Origin of the sequence: Bartonella sp. AP258QHHD, from assembly GCF_042196145.1 — a bacterium.
GTDB lineage: Bacteria > Pseudomonadota > Alphaproteobacteria > Rhizobiales > Rhizobiaceae > Bartonella.
The window spans coordinates 25,419-43,363 of the sequence record NZ_JBHIPR010000019.1 but is presented as its reverse complement, the minus strand read 5'-3'; the positions used below and the strand labels follow the sequence as shown (position 1 = coordinate 43,363).

Here is a 17,945-nt window from a genome sequence, read left to right as displayed (position 1 = left end):
TTCTTAAAACCTAGAACAAAAATCACTTGGTTTCTAGCATAGACATAGCCGACTCGCAACACCACAAATCGCTGCTTTTTAAAAATTTTAATAAAATATTCAAAATATTTTTGAAAAGCATTTTTTTTTAGATATACAGGATGGCATCACAGTTTTTTTATGCCTCTTTTTGACATTCTCTGAGCGATTTTTTCACTCTCTTTGATTTTTCTTCAAATGCCCTTGCCACCAAACGCTCTTGTCACCATAAAAAAACACTCCCTTTATCACCACAAGACCTTTAATGAGATGCAGCTGCGATTGAAAAAGTCTATTATTTCAAACTGATAAGAAAGAAAAAACAATGAATATCCTCCTAAAAATTAAAGAAAACATTGATCTTTTTTCTTCAAATACCCACTCCTTTTAAAAAATTTCACCAAGCAATATTTTCTTGTAAGCACACTCTTTAAATATACAAAACATTGATTTATAATGATAATATATCATTTTTCATACCGGATAAGCTTCAAATATCGACAAATTCTCTCTTTTCAAATTTTTTTATCAAAATCACGCCCTTCATTAAGCCCGCGTAGCTTCACTTTATATGGCACTATATTGCACTGATTTTAGAAGAAACATAGATCAATATCAATTTGAACGCGAATAGAATTGGGTATTTTGGGTGTACAACTAAGCATTTTCAGCCCTTATAATCCGCCTATCAAAAGAATACTGTCCCTCATACAAAAAAGAAGTAAAAGCCGAAATGATAGTGCCCTCGAAGAAGAGAGGCCCTTCTGCTGGTTCTATAACAAAGATATTTTTTCCCGTGGCTCCACTTAATGCAATGGACATGTATCATATTTTGCTGCCTGGATGCTTATTCTGAATAATATAAGAGTTCAAGTAAAGCACCTTAAGCAAAGAGACCTTCACTTTATGCGATACTGGTTTTAGAAAAAACTTTGCGGATCAATATCAATTTGAACCCGAACGGAACTGGGCATTTTGGGTGTACCGCTAAGCATTGCACGTATAAACCCTTGTATATCAAAAGAACGCTGTCCTTGCAGCAAAAGCCGAAAACGATAACGCCCCCGAACCAAAGCCAAAGGCGCTTCTGCTGGTCCCATAACCGAGATATTTTTTTCCCGTGGCGCTGCCTGACGCAATGCGCGCGCATAATATTCTGCTGCTTGGCGCTGTTGTGCAGACACAATCAAAGAGGCAAGCCGCCCATAGGGGGGCAAATGATAATGCTGACGCGCTGCAATCTCACGTGTGTAAAAATCTTCTGGCTGGCATGCAAGTAAGGCTTTGATGACCGGATGATCTGGTTGATAAGTTTGCAATAATCCTAAACTTTTCAATCCCACACGCCCTGCTCTTCCGGTAACTTGAGAAAGCAGCTGATAGGTACGTTCACTTGCGCGTAAATCGCCATTGGCAAGACCAAGGTCAGCATCAATAACGCCAACCAAAGAGAGCTTGGGAAAATGATGTCCTTTAGCGACCAACTGTGTTCCAATAATAATGTCCACATCGCCATTGGCAATGGCTTGCAATTCGCTTCGCAACTGCCCAATTCCTCCTTTAAGATCTGTTGAAAGAATCAATGATCGTGCCTGTGGAAAAAGCATTTTTGTTTCTTCTGCAATTCTTTCCACACCCGGTCCACAAGCTACAAGATGATCTAAAGTTCCACATTCAGGACAGGCTTCAGGAAGCGGTTGATGATATCCACAATGATGACATTTCAGTTGCCCTTGCGCGCGATGTTCTACCAACCAACTTGAACAATCGTTACAATGAAAACGATGTCCGCAAATTCGGCATAAAGTTAAAGGTGCATAACCACGGCGATTAAGAAAAAGAAGAGCTTGTTCACCCTTATCAAGCGTTTGTTTTAAAGCTCTTTCAAGAGCAAAGGAAATAAAGCGCCCCTTTTGCACCCCTCCTTGACGCATATCAACCACCCGCAACTGTGGAAGTGCGACTTCTTTAAAACGGGATGGTAAATGCACCTTTTGATAACGCCCTTTTAAAACATTGGCTTGGCTTTCAATCGACGGTGTGGCTGAGGATAAAATAACAGGAAAATGCTCAAAAGAGCCCCGTGCAACAGCCATATCACGCGCATGATAAAAAATGCGCTCTTCTTGTTTATAAGCGCTATCATGCTCTTCATCGACAACAATCAAGCCAAGCTCATGAAAGGGAAGAAAAAGTGCCGAACGAGCCCCCGCAACGACACGCACCCGCCCTTCTGCAACTTGCCGCCAGACGCGTTCTCTACGACGTGGCGTCAAATCAGAATGCCATTCTGCTGCCGCAGCGCCAAAGCGTGCATAAAAACGATCTAAAAACTGCTGTGTTAAAGCAATTTCCGGCAATAAAATTAAAACCTGCTTACCCCCTTTGAAGGCTTGAGCAACCGCTTCAAAATAAACTTCTGTCTTTCCAGATCCAGTCACACCATCAAGCAAAAAAACTTGAAACTGAGAAGATAAAACACCTTCCCGCAATAATGTTGCTGCTTCATTTTGCGCTCCCTGCAACTGAGGGGGACAAAAATCAGGATCAGGCATTGCCACAAGATCAGGAGCAGGAACCTTAACATCTTCAAAAATTCCTAGCGCTTTTAAACCTGCAACAACAGAAACCGAAGTTCCAGCCGCATGTGCCAGACCAGAACGTGTCCATATCTTCTCATTACGCACCAATTCCAAAACCCGTGATCGCGCTGGTGTGAGACGTTCTACATTGCCACCACAATATCGCAAACCCAGCATCTGCGCTTCCGGCTCTAAAGCAGCCGGTACAGACAAAACCAATCGTGCAACAAGACCAAAAGGTGCCATTGTATAGCGACTAACAAAACGCAAAAATGTGATCATTTCTGTCTTTAATGGGGGGCAATCAAAAACATGAAGAAGAAAGCGTAATTTTTCACGCGCCACAGGTGCAGCCCCTTGCCCATCGGCTCTCTTTTCTTCAACGTCCACAACAAAACCGCAAACTTCGCGTCCCATCACCGGAACCCGAACAAAAGAACCAACGTTCACCTCCATAGAAGATGGAACTTTATAACTATAAGCGTGAGCAACAGGAAGAGGAACCAATACGGATACAATCTTTTCCTCTATCATGTTTGAATTCATCTTTTTAACCAATCTACGACCTATTGAGCACCAACAAGTCTACACCTTATCTTTAAACACTCTTATAAAATTCATTGCAGGATTCAATCTTTCCCCCCTATCACAACACTTTTTTAACAAAAATTCTTTTTAACACGCATTCCATCACCAAAGTACCAATAAAAGGACCAATATCATCGTCTATAACAAAAAACTCTATAGCAAAAAAACAGCACCATTCTTCTGTGCAAATAAAGCGCATCATTATTAAGCATTCAACACGAGATCGTAAGTGCGTCCTTCAACAAAGCGATCCCATAGTATGACTTTTTTCCAACGCACACTTTTATTTTTTACTGCCTCATATCTCAATTTATCTTCAACAGACTGATTTATAAAGATATAATCATCATTATTACCTATTGTAATAAAAAAAACTCAATACGATGAATTTTTCTCATTTCAAACCCATCGAGGAACATTTGTAAATCCTTAGTGATGAAAGAGTATCCCATGATTTTAATTATAAGGAGAATAATATTGCAAATGGAGCCGTTACAATATTTACCTTGGCTTCATGCCAAAGCGTGAAAACACGTGCGTACATCTTTCAGTTTGATTGAGAATCAAGCAACAATACAAGCAATAATCCGGTACCAACACACACCTTGCCAGCTCGTGGATGTTGCAACAAGCCCCTTGGCACTTAAAATGATTCATAAAAGGTATTTTCTCTTCTTTCTTGGACAGTTTCACTCTCCACGGCTCTTCCCGTTTGTCACCTGCAAGAAAATGATTTTTATTGATTCAACATCAAACAGGTTTAGAATGAGAAAATCTACGATATTCGGGGTTCTCATTCAACATACAAAAAGTGAATTATCTTTATAAGTCAATGCAATGCAGTACAAAAGTATAGGGTTAAAAAATTGTTTATACAGATTTTTATTGTCAAAAGATCTTTCCAATGAAATTTCTAAGACATTAAACGCTATTTTAGCCCATTTTTCTCATCATCTTATGGAACTTCCAATGATCATAAGTCAGGGTCCTCGCCACATTTCAAAAATGAAGATTCTTAACCCCGCCGATCTATAAATAATGTCCTGTACATAATGTTTTGTAAATAATCCTGCTTCCTAAACGGACTTACAACCTCTTTATGTGGTTCATATCTCCCTCCTAAAGTAAGCTAATTTATAAGATACAGCTCCTTTCTCTAAATATTTATCAAACTCTCATACAAATCCACGCCCTTTTCGCAACGCAAACCATGAATAGTATAATGATAAATCCACTGATCACCACCATCTTTACACCTCACAAAAGAGTAAACCAGCACCATCACACACCTTGCCAGCTCATGGATGTTGCAACAAACCCCTTGGCACTTGAAACGATTCATAAGAAGCATCTTGAGTACTTTCTGAAATACTTATTCCCCACATTCCTGCCCCTCTTATGACGTGCAAACAAGTGATTTTAATTGATTCAATATAAAGCAAAATACGTGATGAGAAAATCTTTCTGTCTTTGGCGTTATAATTCAAGTTAAACAATTATTTATCATTATAAATCAATATGTTGACCATATAAAATACTTCATGCGTAAAATTTTACATGCCTTCTTCAATGGTGTTTTATTACGACACAATGAATCCATTCGCTTACACGTGAAAGAAAATTAAACGTAAACCACGTGAAAAAGAAAGACATCTTATGAACACTCTCAAATATCAAGAGCAATCGCAAATAGGAAATGAGCAAAGTGTGTGATAATGCTAGCTTATTTTCATAAGTATAAAAATACCGCTACGCAAAGATGCCAATACGCAAAAATGTTGGTACGCAATGAATTCTATGCCTTATCACGAGCAACACTATGAAATAGGTGTGGAAACGATAAATCATATTTCTTTACCGAAAACGGGTACATGATTAACACCATAGCATTCTTGTTCTTTACACAGATATTAATTCTTTCTCTTGCTTTTGCAGTCAACAATAGCGCATAACAAAAAATAGGATAAAGCTAAAAAGAAGAGGTTAGAGATGAAATTTTTTGTGGATAGCGCCAATATTGAAGAAATTCAAGAGTTACAGAATTTAAGCCTTGTTGATGGTGTCACAACCAATCCCTCTCTTATCCTAAAATCAGGACGCAATATTCTTGATGTTACAAAAGAAATTTGTGCTCTCGTTAGCGGACCTGTTTCTGCTGAAGTTGCAGCAACAGAATTTGAAAACATGATGAAAGAAGCAGCTGTTTTAGCAAAGGTTGCCGACAATATTTGTATCAAGCTTCCTTTAACACTCGATGGATTAAAAGCCTGTAAAGCCCTCACAGCAGCAGGACTAAAAACAAATCTCACACTTTGTTTTTCTGCCAATCAAGCCTTATTAGCCGCCAAAGCAGGCGCAACATTCGTTTCACCTTTTATTGGTAGACTTGATGATTGTGGAAATGATGGAAGTGAACTGCTTCATGAAATTCGCACAATTTATGATAACTATAACTTTGAAACACAAATCTTGGCCGCTTCAATCCGCACCGTTAATCATGTCAAAGAAGCAGCACTCAGTGGTGCTGACATTGCAACAGTTCCACCAGCAATCTTAAAAGCACTGGTCAAACACCCTCTCACCGACAAAGGGTTGCAAATATTCCTCGACGACTGGAAAAAAACAGGACAAAATATTGCTTAATATCTAGAATTTTTATTGGAAAGATCTTTTGAAAGTAACAAAAAGATCTGTTCAGCCAACTCTTCCGCAACACGTTTTTTTGCATCTTCTTCTGCTTGCAGCGTTGCATATTCTTGACGAAGTCGCTCAAAAGATGCATTCATCATTGCTGTTCCTTTTGCAACAAGAGTATTTTTCATATCCTGCAAAGTGTAAGAAGCTCTGCTCATAACAGTTCCAACAGAAGGTCGTCCCTTTCTCTTTTTCTCGAAATCAACCTCTATCTGCATAGATTCTCTTGTAAAGACGGATATCTGTAATGCCAATTGATAAGCAGGTAGAGAAGGTTTACCACCATTTCCATACAAAAGAAAAAGCAGATGATTGCGCACCATTTGTCCAAAACGATCCGAAGGTTCTTCCACAACAATAGAAGCAAGCTTTTGCGCTAATCCCAAAGAAGCTTGTCCAGAAGGGTATCCAGAAGCAGGATTCCCATAAGAAGCAGAATCCATTGTCATTGCACTCTGCAACTCTTGACGGTAAAGCGGTTCAACTTTGCATCCACACAACAGTGTGAATACACCAGCTAAAATGACAAGAATAGAACTTCTAAAAAACGACATTCACAATCCTTTGTGGAACAACAATGATTTTTTTCACAGGCTTTTCAATTAGCTGCGCCTTTACAAAATCCAACGCCAAAACCGCTTCTTTAATCATCACCTCATCAGCAGTTGCTGCAACGCTCACCTCACCACGTTTTTTACCATTAATTTGTACTGGCAAAGTATAGCATTCCGCAACGGTTAACGTGGGATCATAAATAGGCCAAGCAAGCGCAGATATTAAATTTTTTCCCCCTAAAGCAGCATGACATTCTTCTGCTAAATGGGGCATCATGGGTGCAATCATAGCAAGAAAAAAATCCATAGCTTGACGTAAAGAAGCTTTCATTTCATCGTCAACACTTTCTATCCTATTTAACAACGGCGCCATAATATTCAAGAATTCATAAAGGCGTGCAATAGCCCGATTAAAAGCGAATTTTTCCAAATCATCTTCTACAGCGCAAAGCGTGCGATGTGCGACCTTTGAGAGTTCCAAAGCCGCTCCCTGATGCCCTGCACAAGGCGCCACATCCTTTAAAATAGAAGCACTCACAGCCACATGGCGCCAAACACGCTGTACAAAGCGATGTGCACCTTCAACACCAGATTCTGTCCAAATGACATCCCGCTCGGGAGGAGAATCTGACAACACAAACCAACGCACAGTATCAGCGCCATAAGATGCAATAATATCATCAGGATCAACGACATTCTTTTTTGATTTTGACATTTTCTCAATCAAACCAATCGTCACTTCACTTTGATCGGTTAATTTATAAGCACACCGCTTTCCATCTTTTTCAACAATCGAAATTTCTGCTGGAGAAACCCACCCTTGATCATCTCGATAGGTTTCATGCACCACCATCCCTTGGGTAAAAAGCCCCTTAAAAGGCTCATCTACCGTCACATGACCGACCAATTTCATGGCACGCATAAAAAAGCGCGCATAAAGAAGATGCAAAATGGCATGCTCAATTCCACCAATATATTGTTGCACAGGCAACCATTCAGAGATTGCTTGTTTGTCGACAGGTTCCTGCGCAAAAGGAGCCGTAAAGCGTGCATAATACCAAGAAGAGTCAACAAATGTATCCATGGTATCGGTTTCGCGTTTGGCAGGTTGACCACAGGAAGGACAAGTAACATTCTGCCATGTTTCATGTCGTGCAAGAGGATTTCCTGGTTGATCAAAAGTAACATCATCAGGCAACACAACCGGTAAATTGGCACGTGGAACAGGAACAACCCCACAAGTTGTACAATGGATCATCGGAATGGGACACCCCCAATAACGTTGACGTGAAATCCCCCAATCACGCAAACGAAATTGCACTGTTTTCTTCCCTTGCGGTTGCCCATTGAGCATTTGTTTTTCAAGCTTTTTAGCAGCTTCTTCAAAAGCTTGTCGGGGTGTCAAACCATCCAAAAAACTAGAATTGATCATCACCCCATCACCCGTATAAGGTGTTTCAGGTGTGACAAAATCTTCTGCTTGCTCTCCTTTTGGCAAAACCACGGGTTTTATTGGAAGATCATATTTACGCGCAAAATCGAAATCTCTCTGATCATGAGCTGGACAACCAAAAACAACCCCTGTTCCATAGTCCATAAGCACAAAATTCGCGATATAAACGGGAATATGTACTGTTGAATCGAAAGGATGAACAGCCAAAAGGGGCGTGAGAAACCCTTGTTTTTCAGCTGTTTCAAGTGCTGCCGTTGTCGTTCCCCCACACCGACAATTTTCAATAAAAGCACTCAACGCTTTGTCTTTTTTTGCCAAAGCTTGTGCAATAGGATGATCAACAGACAGAGCCAAAAAGGAAGCGCCAAACAGTGTATCAGGACGCGTTGAATAACAAACAACCTCATCAAATTTCTCACAAACATCATCAGCATCACCCGCCGACTTTAAAGCCCAACGAATCAGCAAACCTTGTGATTTTCCAATCCAGTTTTTTTGCATGGTGCGAACTTTTTCCGGCCATTGGTTCAGCTCTTCAAGCCCTGCCAAGAGATCTTCACTAAAGTCGCTAATTTTGAAAAACCACTGCGTCAACTCACGTTGTTCAACCAACGCACCAGAACGCCATCCCCGCCCATCAACAACCTGTTCATTGGCCAAAACAGTATGATCAACAGGATCCCAATTCACCTTAGCCACTTTACGTGCTACCAACCCCTTTTGATAGAAATCAAGGAACAACATTTGTTGTCGGTGGTAATATTCCTCATCACAAGTCGCAAATTCCCGAGTCCAATCTATCGAGAGCCCTAATTGTTTTAATTGCCCACGCATCACCGCAATATTTTGATAGGTCCAAGTTTTAGGGTGCACTTTATTTTGCATAGCGGCATTTTCAGCCGGCATCCCAAAAGCATCCCACCCCATGGGATGAAGCACATTAAACCCCTTGGCGCGTTTATAGCGTGCAACCACATCCCCCATGGCATAATTGCGCACATGCCCCATGTGAATACGGCCAGAAGGATAAGGAAACATCTCTAAAACATAATATTTTTCACGAGCATCTTCTTGGACAGTCTGAAAAATTTTCTTTTCATCCCAAATTTCTTGCCATTTTTTTTCTCTCGCCCGTGGATTATAGCGTTCGCCTATCTTATAATGCTCAATCGTCATTCCCATTATACTCTTTTAATAAAACTGAACCAAAAACTTGTTTTATTATGCTTGACCATGGATTAACCTCATCGTCAACATTTTCGTGAAATATTTCCCTAAGTATTTTATAAAACTTTAAAAAAAAACGACCAACTCTTGAACAAAAAAGGTAAAGCACAAAAATATGAATACACAAACACCCCTTGATGCCCCTTCCGTTGAAGCATGGCAAAACCTTCAAAAAGACATTGCTGAAACATGTCAAGAGTTACAACGCCCTGTAGAAGAAATTGAACTTATCGCTGTTTCAAAAACTGTTTCTGCTATTGATATACGACCCCTTTTGCAAGCAGGCCAATCTTTGTTTGCAGAAAACCGCGTACAAGAAGCAGCACAAAAATGGCCTGCTTTACGTCAACAATTTGAAAATATTAAACTCCATCTCATCGGTCCCCTACAATCGAATAAAGCCGCTGAAGCTGTCAAACTTTTTGATGTCATCCAAACGGTTGATCGTGAAAAAATAGCCAAAGTTTTGATGGAAGAAATGCAAAAGCAAAAAAGGCATCTTCCTTGCTATGTTCAGGTTAACATTGGCTTAGAACCGCAAAAAAGTGGTATCTCACCGCAAGAAGCGACATCTTTTGTCAACCAATGCAAAAACAATTATGGACTTGATATCATCGGACTTATGGGCATTCCCCCTGTCGACGAAAACCCCGGCCCCTATTTCGCGCTCTTGGCAAAATTAGCAAAACAAGCAGGTCTTCCAAAGCTTTCCATGGGCATGTCCAGTGACTTCAAAACCGCTCTACAGTTTGGCTCTAATGTCCTTCGCATTGGCTCTGCTTTATTTGGAAAACGCCCTGTGTAAAGCAATTTTCCCTCATATAAATTCCCATTGAAAATTCTACGAACAAGCCAAAAACAGCAGAAATGAGAAAAAATATTTCCTTCAATATCAATAAAAGAGCAATTCTAGCAAAAAAGATTCTAGCCCCTCTTTCATCCTGTTAGCAAAATAAGCAAAAAAGCTGGTCTTCTCAAATTTCTCACCGGCACATACAATAGCTTCAAGATAGCATTGCAATTTGGCTCTCATATTCTCGCATATTGGCTCTACTTTACTCCCCTCTGAACGCCTCTCCAGCAAAAGCAACATAAAAAATAAATCCTTATATAAAAGCAAAATGATAAGAGGGGCGTTGAGCATGAATGAAAAAACTGTCGCAAAATCACTAATAGCAAAAGAATATTGAATACGATTATCGCAATGATTTTCATTGAAAATCACGCATTCTCTTAACTTCTCCAACATGCGTAAACAATTTCCCCGCATGCCAATGGCGTAAAGCAGGCAAAAGAGGCTTATGGCTGCATAATACAATAACAAAACTCTTTCATGTAAGTCACTTGAGCAAAATAAACATCTCAAATACCCAATAGAGCACCAAGAGCCGCGCTAAACAACATGCTAGCAATCTATAAGATCAACGATAGCATAGAGGCTTTCTATGCTCTACAAAGCGTAAATACAGTCAATATCCGCCTGAAAAATAAAAGAACTAATCCCAAGCATATGCGCATAATACATGCAGGCAAAACAATGGTAATGAAACCGATTTCAATAACGATATTCCTTCGCCGTTATTCCTTTGTCGTTCTCTTAAACAAAGAGAAAAACTTCAACTTTTCATACACGCAATTTTTCTAAATTTAAACTTTAATTAAGAAAAACATGGTGTCATTACTTATATTTTAAAAATTTATAAGTAATATTATTATCTTCTTAAGAAGAAGATTTCACACATAAAAAAGTATTAATACAATATAGTTATTATTTATTACAGTATTTTTATCACCATTTTTAAAGTTTATATTTGTAATTTCTCTAAAAATACGTGATAGACATTTGAAATGTATAATTATGATTAATATTTTTAATGTAGATAATATTAGGAGTATTAAACTGAAACATTTTGGTTCAGGTTTAACTTATACGATACATGATTCAACACCTATCATTTATGGAAATACATGTAGTACTAATGATTTTATGTCTCACATAGGCGCAAGAGGGTTGGCATGGAGCTTTTGATGGAGGAATAGGCAGAGCAATTCTAGGTGGTATAACTGGAAGACCAGCGGGTGCATTTACAGGTAGACTCTTAGGCGCCGCAGGTGGATTCTTAGCAGATGATCTTTGGGCTTTATAGAAAAAGGTCGTGAATGTTGGTTCTAATTTATAGAGAATAGCGACAAAGATATCTCTGAAATTAGTATTTTTGTAAATATTGGAAAGAATATACCAAATATCTATGGACAAAATATTTTTCAGAGATATCTATTACGGATCACCTATTATAATTTAGGATTTTTTATAATGAATATTCGTTATGAAATAATAAGGCTGTTTTGCATTCTCTTTGTATTCATCCCTATATATGCTATTGGTTTTAAAAAAATTGGTGGTTACAGTTGGAAAGTAGCTATAAAAACAACATTATATACAGTAATTATGTTCATTATTTTTGATAGTTTATGTAGATATTTTGGTTTATATTAATATTTAGTAAATTTATTCTTTTAAAAAGCATTCTCATTCCCTCTCCTTTATAGGATATTTTTTTAATATCTTTGTGCGTTTATAAAAAGCTCTATACCGCAATAGTCTTTGCCATATTTGAATATCTTAAAAGCATAAAATACCTTTTTAAGAAAAACGTATCAGATTTAAAAATTGACTATTCTAATCTTTGTCATTTAGTCTAACCTCATAATGAAAAGCTTTTGGGAAAACTCTGCCACAAATATAACCATACAAAAATACAGAGGCAGATTTTTCCAAACAATAAAAAGAGGGAAACATGACTGAAAAAATTTATCCAATATCAGAAGAGAGCAAAAAAAATACTTTACTCGATGAGGAAACTTATCAACAATGGTATCGAGAAAGCATCAATGATCCAGAAAGCTTCTGGGCCAAACATGGTCAACGCATTGAATGGTTTAAACCTTTTACAAAAGTAAAAAACACTTCTTTTAATGATGATGTATCAATTCAATGGTACGAAGATGGGATAACAAATGTTGCCTATAATTGCATTGATCGCCACCTGAAAACCCATGGAGACAAAATCGCGCTCATTTGGGAAGGAGATAATCCTTATCATGATAAAAAAATAACCTATAACGAGCTTTATGAACATGTTTGTCGTTTTGCTAATCTTTTGAAAAGTCGTGGCATTAAGAAAGGCGATAAAGTAACCATTTATCTTCCTATGATTCCCGAAGCAGCCTATGCTATGCTTGCTTGTGCTCGCATTGGAGCCATTCATTCGGTTATTTTTGCAGGCTTTTCTGCTGAAGCAATAGCAGGACGCCTTGTTGACTGTGAATCAACCTTTATGATTACCGCTGATCACGGCTTGCGTGGCGGCAAACGGATTAACTTAAAAGACAACGTTGACCATGCTATTGAGATAGCAGCGCGCCAAAACGTGCATGTGGACCAAGTCATGGTTATACGGCGGACTTGTGGACCCATTCAATGGATAGAGGGACGTGATTTTTGGTACCACGAAGAGATAGCTCATGCCAAAACAGCTTGTCCACCAGAACCAATGAACGCTGAAGATCCGCTTTTTATTCTTTATACTTCAGGCTCCACCGGCAAACCTAAAGGTGTTTTGCATACCACAGCAGGCTATCTTGTTTTTGCCTCGATGACTCACCAATATGTTTTTGATTACCACCCCGATGAAGTTTACTGGTGTACGGCTGATATTGGTTGGATAACCGGCCATTCTTACTTGGTTTATGGACCTTTATGTAATGGTGCGACCACTTTAATGTTTGAAGGCACACCAACCTTTCCTGACAAAGGCAGATTCTGGGAAATTGTCGACAAGCATCAAGTCAATACACTCTACACCGCACCAACAGCTATCCGCGCCTTAATGGGAGCAGGAAATTCGTTTGTTGAACACTCAGACAGGACGTCGTTGCGTCTTTTAGGCACAGTAGGAGAACCTATTAACCCAGAAGCATGGGAATGGTTTTATCATATAATTGGAAATGACCGTTGTCCGATTCTCGATACATGGTGGCAAACGGAAACAGGAGGGCATATGATCACACCCTTGCCTGGTGCAACCCCCCTCAAAGCAGGATCGGCCACACGTCCTTTCTTTGGTGTTCAACCCCAAATTGTTGATGCCCAAGGCAATGTTTTAGAAGGTGAAGCAGAAGGCACTCTTTGTATCAGTGATTCATGGCCCGGACAAATGCGCACACTTTATAAGGATCATGAACGCTTTATTCAAACTTATTTTTCCTCCTATAAAGGAAAATATTTTTCAGGCGATAGCTGTAGGCGCGATAGCGACGGTTATTATTGGATCACAGGACGAGTTGATGACATTCTCAATGTCTCGGGGCACAGATTAGGAACCGCTGAAATTGAATCAGCTCTTGTTTCTCATCCCTCTGTATCAGAAGCAGCTATTGTGGGTTACCCGCATCCCATTAAAGGACAAGGAATTTATAGTTTTGTGACCCTCATGGAAGGAACAGCGCCAAGTGAAGAATTGCAAAAAGACCTTATCAAGCATGTGAGACAAGAAATAGGCTCTATTGCCATATTGGATAAAATTCAGTTTGCTCCGCAGCTTCCCAAAACGCGATCAGGGAAAATTATGAGACGTATTTTACGAAAAATCGCTGAAAACGATTTTGATACTCTCGGAGATATTTCAACCCTTGCCGAACCACAAGTTGTTGAAGATCTGATTGCCAACCGACAAAACTAAAAAACACGACGCAATACAACATACGGTGGTTTTTGTTTTTTTTGCTAAAATTATCTCAGCATTATTACGAAAACCACCGAGGAGAATAAAAAATAAAACAATTCACGAGAAGCTCAATCATTCTAACAACAAACGCTTTTTTTCATAACAGGTAAGAAATAATTTAAGCAAAAACCTCAGGATTGGGATGCGAACAAGAATAAGAAAGTAAGATAAAAAGAGCAACATAGCTTTTTAAAATCACCTAATGTCCACTCAATGCAAAAAAAGCCTCTGAGTAAGAAGGAAAAATAGTTCTGATGTTTATGCTAGAATCCCTTTGAAATTCCTGCTAAAATCATAAATAAGGCTAAAAAAAGAAAGTATAAGTGATAATATTCTTGAGCAAAAATATTTATCTATAACGAGGGTGTATAAAAAATATTGAAAACCATGAAATCTAAAATAAACAAGCTTACAACAAAAATCTAAAGCAATGAAAGTAAGAGTTTTTAGAATAAATGATGCAATATAAAATCAGGAGTAATAATAAAAAGTGATTCATTTTGAAAATGTCGGCCTACGCTATGGAATGGGCCCTGAGGTCCTTCGTGATATTAGCTTTCATATTCCTCCTGGATCATTTCAATTTCTCACAGGTGCCTCTGGAGCAGGGAAAACGTCGCTGATGCGTCTTATGTTTTTAGCACTCAAACCCACCCGCGGTCATATTGATCTCTTTGGAACAGACACAGCATTACTCAAACGACAAGAGCTCCCTGCGCTGCGACAACGTATCGGGGTGGTTTTTCAAGATTTTCGTTTACTCGACCACATGACCACTTATGAAAATGTCTCCTTACCTTTACGCATTAAAGGACAAGAAGAAGCAACCTATCGCAGTGAAGTGGAAGATCTTCTCTGTTGGGTAGGTCTTGGAGATCATATTCATGTTTTACCACCGGTTCTTTCCGGTGGGGAAAAACAAAGGGTAGCCATTGCACGCGCACTCATTGATCAACCTGAAATTCTACTTGCCGATGAACCCACCGGAAATGTCGATCCGCCCTTGGCAAAACGCCTCCTCCGTTTGTTTATTGAATTAAACCGTTTTGGAACGGCTGTTATCATTGCCACCCATGATATTGCCTTAATGGAACAAGTTGCAGCACGGCGTATGCTTCTCCATAACGGACGGATGACGATTCATGAATAAGTCTTTCCCCATTTTTACAAGCAATAAAAAAAATACAACAGCGATTATTCCCAGTGGTAATATTTCTGGAAAAGCATTAGTTGCCGTGATTGCTATTATGACATTTCTTTCAAGCCTCACCTTAATCGGTGTTGATTTGGTCCAACGTGCCGCCCAAAATTGGAGTAATCAGATTAGCTATGAAGCAACAATACAAATACGCCCCATTGACAATGTTGATATCAACAAAGCACTCCGTGATGCCGTACAATTGGTTAAAACATTTTCTGGTGTACAAGATGCAAAAATTGTTGACCAAAAAGCTACAGAAAAGTTACTGGAGCCATGGCTTGGAACAGGCTTCAATGTCAATGAACTACCCCTTCCCCGCCTCATCATTGTGACCCTGAAGAGAGATGAAAAAATCAATTTTGCAGCCATTAATCACGCCATTAAAACCCAAATTCCAGGAGGTCAATTTGATGATCACCGTGTTTGGGTTCATCGTTTTGCGACCATGGCACACACCACTGTTTTCATTGGTTTTTCAATTTTAGCATTGGTTTTAGGCTCTCTTATCCTCACCATCATTTTTGCCACCCGCAATGCATTGGCAGAAAATACACATATTATCAATGTCTTATATTTCCTTGGTACTGAAACTCTTTTCATTGCTCGCCAATTTGACTGGCATTTTTTTAAAACTGCGCTGCGTGGTGCTTTATATGGTGGTCTCACAAGCATATTTCTATTTTCAGCCTTTTGTCTCTGGACGAATTATAACTTGGGAAGAGTAGAAGCTAGCCAAGTAACAGCTTTGTTTGGACATCTTTCCATAAGTTCCATCCCCTACGGAAAAATCATTTTTCTTATTATTTTCGTTTCTTTTCTCACCACCCTTACAAACCGCATGACTATTTTAGCGCAACTGAAAAAAATTGATCAATGTGAAAACGGTTTATTTTAATTTTATGACTTACAATACTTTCAACTCATTGACGCAAAACAATTTAGAACGTCCTCTTCCAAAACGGACCCACTATAATAATTGGTCTCCCTGCTTTTTATTTCGCTATTTTCCACCGACAACCCTTACTCTTTCAATCATTGTTTTAATTTTCTGGGGCGGTTTTATTATTTTTTCTGAAAAAACTGAACGACTCTCTCCCCCAACACCTCTCCCCAAAGCGGATGCCATTATCGTGCTTACAGGCGGAGAAAACCGAATAGAGACAGGACTTAATCTCTTACAAAGGGGGCTTGGTTCACGTCTCCTCATCAGTGGCGTAAACACCACAACCAATCTGAAAAGTCTCATGCACAACATGCATATTACCCCACGGCTTATCTCCTGTTGTATTGACATCGGGCATCAAGCGATTAACACCAGAGGAAATGCTAAAGAAAGCGCCGATTGGATCAAAAAACACCACTATAAAACCCTTTATATCGTCACCCATGATTACCATGTGTGGCGCTCAATGCGAGAACTTAAATATTTAATGCCTGATATCCATTTCATTGCCTATCCTGTTAAAAAGAACAATGCTGAAAGCGCAATACAACAGATCAATCAAATCCGCATTCTTATATTCCAATATATTAAAACGCTCCAAGTCTATATCAGAACCGCATTCTAATCTTTATCCTTCTGACTTTTTAAAAACCTTGCCACCCACGAACCTCTTCATACCTTTCTTTCATACCCTTCCACACGAGTTGCCTCTATAAAAGCTCGACAGAGCTTATCCTCATACAACGCAGAACATCCCAATGCACGTGTCACTGTATTTGCACGTTCACCCAAAACATCTCTTACATCCCAAACATATCTCACAGCGCGGATCTGTACATACCATCCCAATATATAAGCTCTTGTAAATAGAGCCCCCAGACAGCCATAAGATCTCCAGACTTGTCATAAAAATCTATTTACACCACTGTCTTACCCTTCATAAAAAATGCAAACCGCCCCACCCTATATTTTGCCACCCCCCAAGTATTACGATAGCTCTTAAACCTCTTGGGATGATTGGTAAGAGGCATGCATTACGCCTTTCTTAAACACGAACATACCAACCTCATATGACATGCAAAGAAGTAATTTTAATAGATTTAAAATAAGAAAATTTATAATACTTAGATTTCTCATTTAACAGAGAGAACATTAAACTATCATTATAAGTCAATATATTAGTAACAATCTCTTATTCTAAAAAGCATCTTCATAAGAGCATTTTAGATCACAGATAGGAATAAGCTCAAAACGCACACCGCGACAAATACCCTACGTTTTTTATCGCAATCTTTTTTGAAATCATTTCGCTCTCTAAGATCACCTTTTGTCTGGTTTCCTCTCCCAAAAAGAACGAAAACTTTTAAACTCTATTGATCTGTAAACAATAATAACTCAGCTTCTTGTCTAACGCGTTCCACCTGCTCACTTCAATATCAGAACACCTCAAAAGACAGATTTCATGAGAATTGTCATTTCCTCTCAACATCTCAAAAGGCGACGATTCTTATTAGCAACGATTTGTAAACAATCCACTTTCTCTGGACAGGTTCCACTCAGCTTCTCCATTTATATGGTTTACTCACATAAAGCTCGATAAGAAAACCCTGCCTGAGAATATTCATCACTGCCGCTAAAGCTCATGCGTCATAATTTTAGCGACCTCACTGCCTAAGGTGCTTTATCACATACAATATATTGATTTATAATGAAAATTTATTACGCTACAACTTGAATGAGAGCTCTCAATATCACCAGATTCTCTCATTTCAAATCTGTTCTCTATTGAATCAATCAAAACCATTTTCTTGCACATCACATAGGACTTGCACATCACAAAGGAAGAGAGCCTGCGCAGCGTAAAACTGTACAAGAAAGACATGCCTCTTATGGACTTG

10 protein-coding genes are annotated in these 17,945 nt (G+C 39.0%); 6 read left to right on the top strand and 4 right to left on the bottom strand.

Going from position 1 to position 17,945, the window contains the following annotated elements:
• Positions 1-938: 938 nt before the first annotated feature.
• A complete protein-coding gene (locus tag ACFIMM_RS02580) occupies positions 939-3,146 on the bottom strand; it encodes a primosomal protein N' (protein ID WP_375682650.1) in 2,208 nt (735 codons plus the stop codon).
• 2,031 nt (positions 3,147-5,177) lie between these two features.
• Here ACFIMM_RS02580 and fsa point away from each other — a divergent pair.
• Positions 5,178-5,831, top strand: a complete 654-nt coding sequence (gene fsa / locus ACFIMM_RS02575; protein ID WP_375621021.1) for a fructose-6-phosphate aldolase — start codon at positions 5,178-5,180, stop codon at positions 5,829-5,831.
• Here fsa and lptE read toward each other — a convergent pair.
• A complete protein-coding gene (gene lptE, locus ACFIMM_RS02570; RefSeq protein ID WP_375682651.1) occupies positions 5,828-6,436 on the bottom strand; it encodes an LPS assembly lipoprotein LptE in 609 nt (202 codons plus the stop codon). The genes fsa and lptE overlap by 4 nt on opposite strands.
• Positions 6,423-9,065 (bottom strand): leucine--tRNA ligase, encoded by a 2,643-nt coding sequence (gene leuS, locus ACFIMM_RS02565; protein WP_375682652.1) that lies wholly within the window; start codon positions 9,063-9,065, stop codon positions 6,423-6,425. Before leuS ends, lptE begins: the two co-directional genes overlap by 14 nt.
• 166 nt (positions 9,066-9,231) lie before the next feature.
• Between leuS and ACFIMM_RS02560 the strand changes: the two genes are divergently transcribed.
• Positions 9,232-9,921, top strand: coding sequence for a YggS family pyridoxal phosphate-dependent enzyme (locus ACFIMM_RS02560; protein WP_375682653.1), 690 nt, complete (start codon positions 9,232-9,234; stop codon positions 9,919-9,921).
• An 87-nt stretch (positions 9,922-10,008) separates the two neighbouring features.
• On the opposite strand, the gene ACFIMM_RS02555 is transcribed toward ACFIMM_RS02560, so the two are convergent.
• A complete protein-coding gene (locus ACFIMM_RS02555; protein ID WP_375682654.1) occupies positions 10,009-10,365 on the bottom strand; it encodes a hypothetical protein in 357 nt (118 codons plus the stop codon).
• A 1,549-nt stretch (positions 10,366-11,914) separates the two neighbouring features.
• Between ACFIMM_RS02555 and acs the strand changes: the two genes are divergently transcribed.
• From acs to ACFIMM_RS02535, 4 genes are all read left to right on the top strand, one after another.
• Entirely contained in the window at positions 11,915-13,858 is a 1,944-nt protein-coding gene (acs, locus tag ACFIMM_RS02550; RefSeq protein ID WP_375692596.1) for an acetate--CoA ligase, read from the top strand.
• A gap of 535 nt (positions 13,859-14,393) precedes the next feature.
• Positions 14,394-15,053, top strand: coding sequence for a cell division ATP-binding protein FtsE (gene ftsE, locus ACFIMM_RS02545; RefSeq protein ID WP_273723097.1), 660 nt, complete (start codon positions 14,394-14,396; stop codon positions 15,051-15,053).
• On the top strand, positions 15,046-15,999 hold the full coding sequence (locus ACFIMM_RS02540; protein WP_375611715.1) for a cell division protein FtsX: 954 nt from the start codon (positions 15,046-15,048) through the stop codon (positions 15,997-15,999). The genes ftsE and ACFIMM_RS02540 overlap by 8 nt, the downstream gene beginning before the upstream one ends.
• Positions 16,000-16,003: 4 nt before the next feature.
• A complete protein-coding gene (locus ACFIMM_RS02535) occupies positions 16,004-16,672 on the top strand; it encodes a YdcF family protein (protein ID WP_375632077.1) in 669 nt (222 codons plus the stop codon).
• Positions 16,673-17,945: the final 1,273 nt, after the last annotated feature.

Coding starts and splice junctions, on each gene's coding strand:
- ACFIMM_RS02580 (WP_375682650.1), bottom strand. CDS start 3,146: ATGAATTCAAACATGATAGAGGAAAAGATTGTATCCGTATTGGTTCCT.
- fsa (WP_375621021.1), top strand. CDS start 5,178: ATGAAATTTTTTGTGGATAGCGCCAATATTGAAGAAATTCAAGAGTTA.
- lptE (WP_375682651.1), bottom strand. CDS start 6,436: ATGTCGTTTTTTAGAAGTTCTATTCTTGTCATTTTAGCTGGTGTATTC.
- leuS (WP_375682652.1), bottom strand. CDS start 9,065: ATGACGATTGAGCATTATAAGATAGGCGAACGCTATAATCCACGGGCG.
- ACFIMM_RS02560 (WP_375682653.1), top strand. CDS start 9,232: ATGAATACACAAACACCCCTTGATGCCCCTTCCGTTGAAGCATGGCAA.
- ACFIMM_RS02555 (WP_375682654.1), bottom strand. CDS start 10,365: ATGTTGGAGAAGTTAAGAGAATGCGTGATTTTCAATGAAAATCATTGC.
- acs (WP_375692596.1), top strand. CDS start 11,915: ATGACTGAAAAAATTTATCCAATATCAGAAGAGAGCAAAAAAAATACT.
- ACFIMM_RS02540 (WP_375611715.1), top strand. CDS start 15,046: ATGAATAAGTCTTTCCCCATTTTTACAAGCAATAAAAAAAATACAACA.
- ACFIMM_RS02535 (WP_375632077.1), top strand. CDS start 16,004: ATGACTTACAATACTTTCAACTCATTGACGCAAAACAATTTAGAACGT.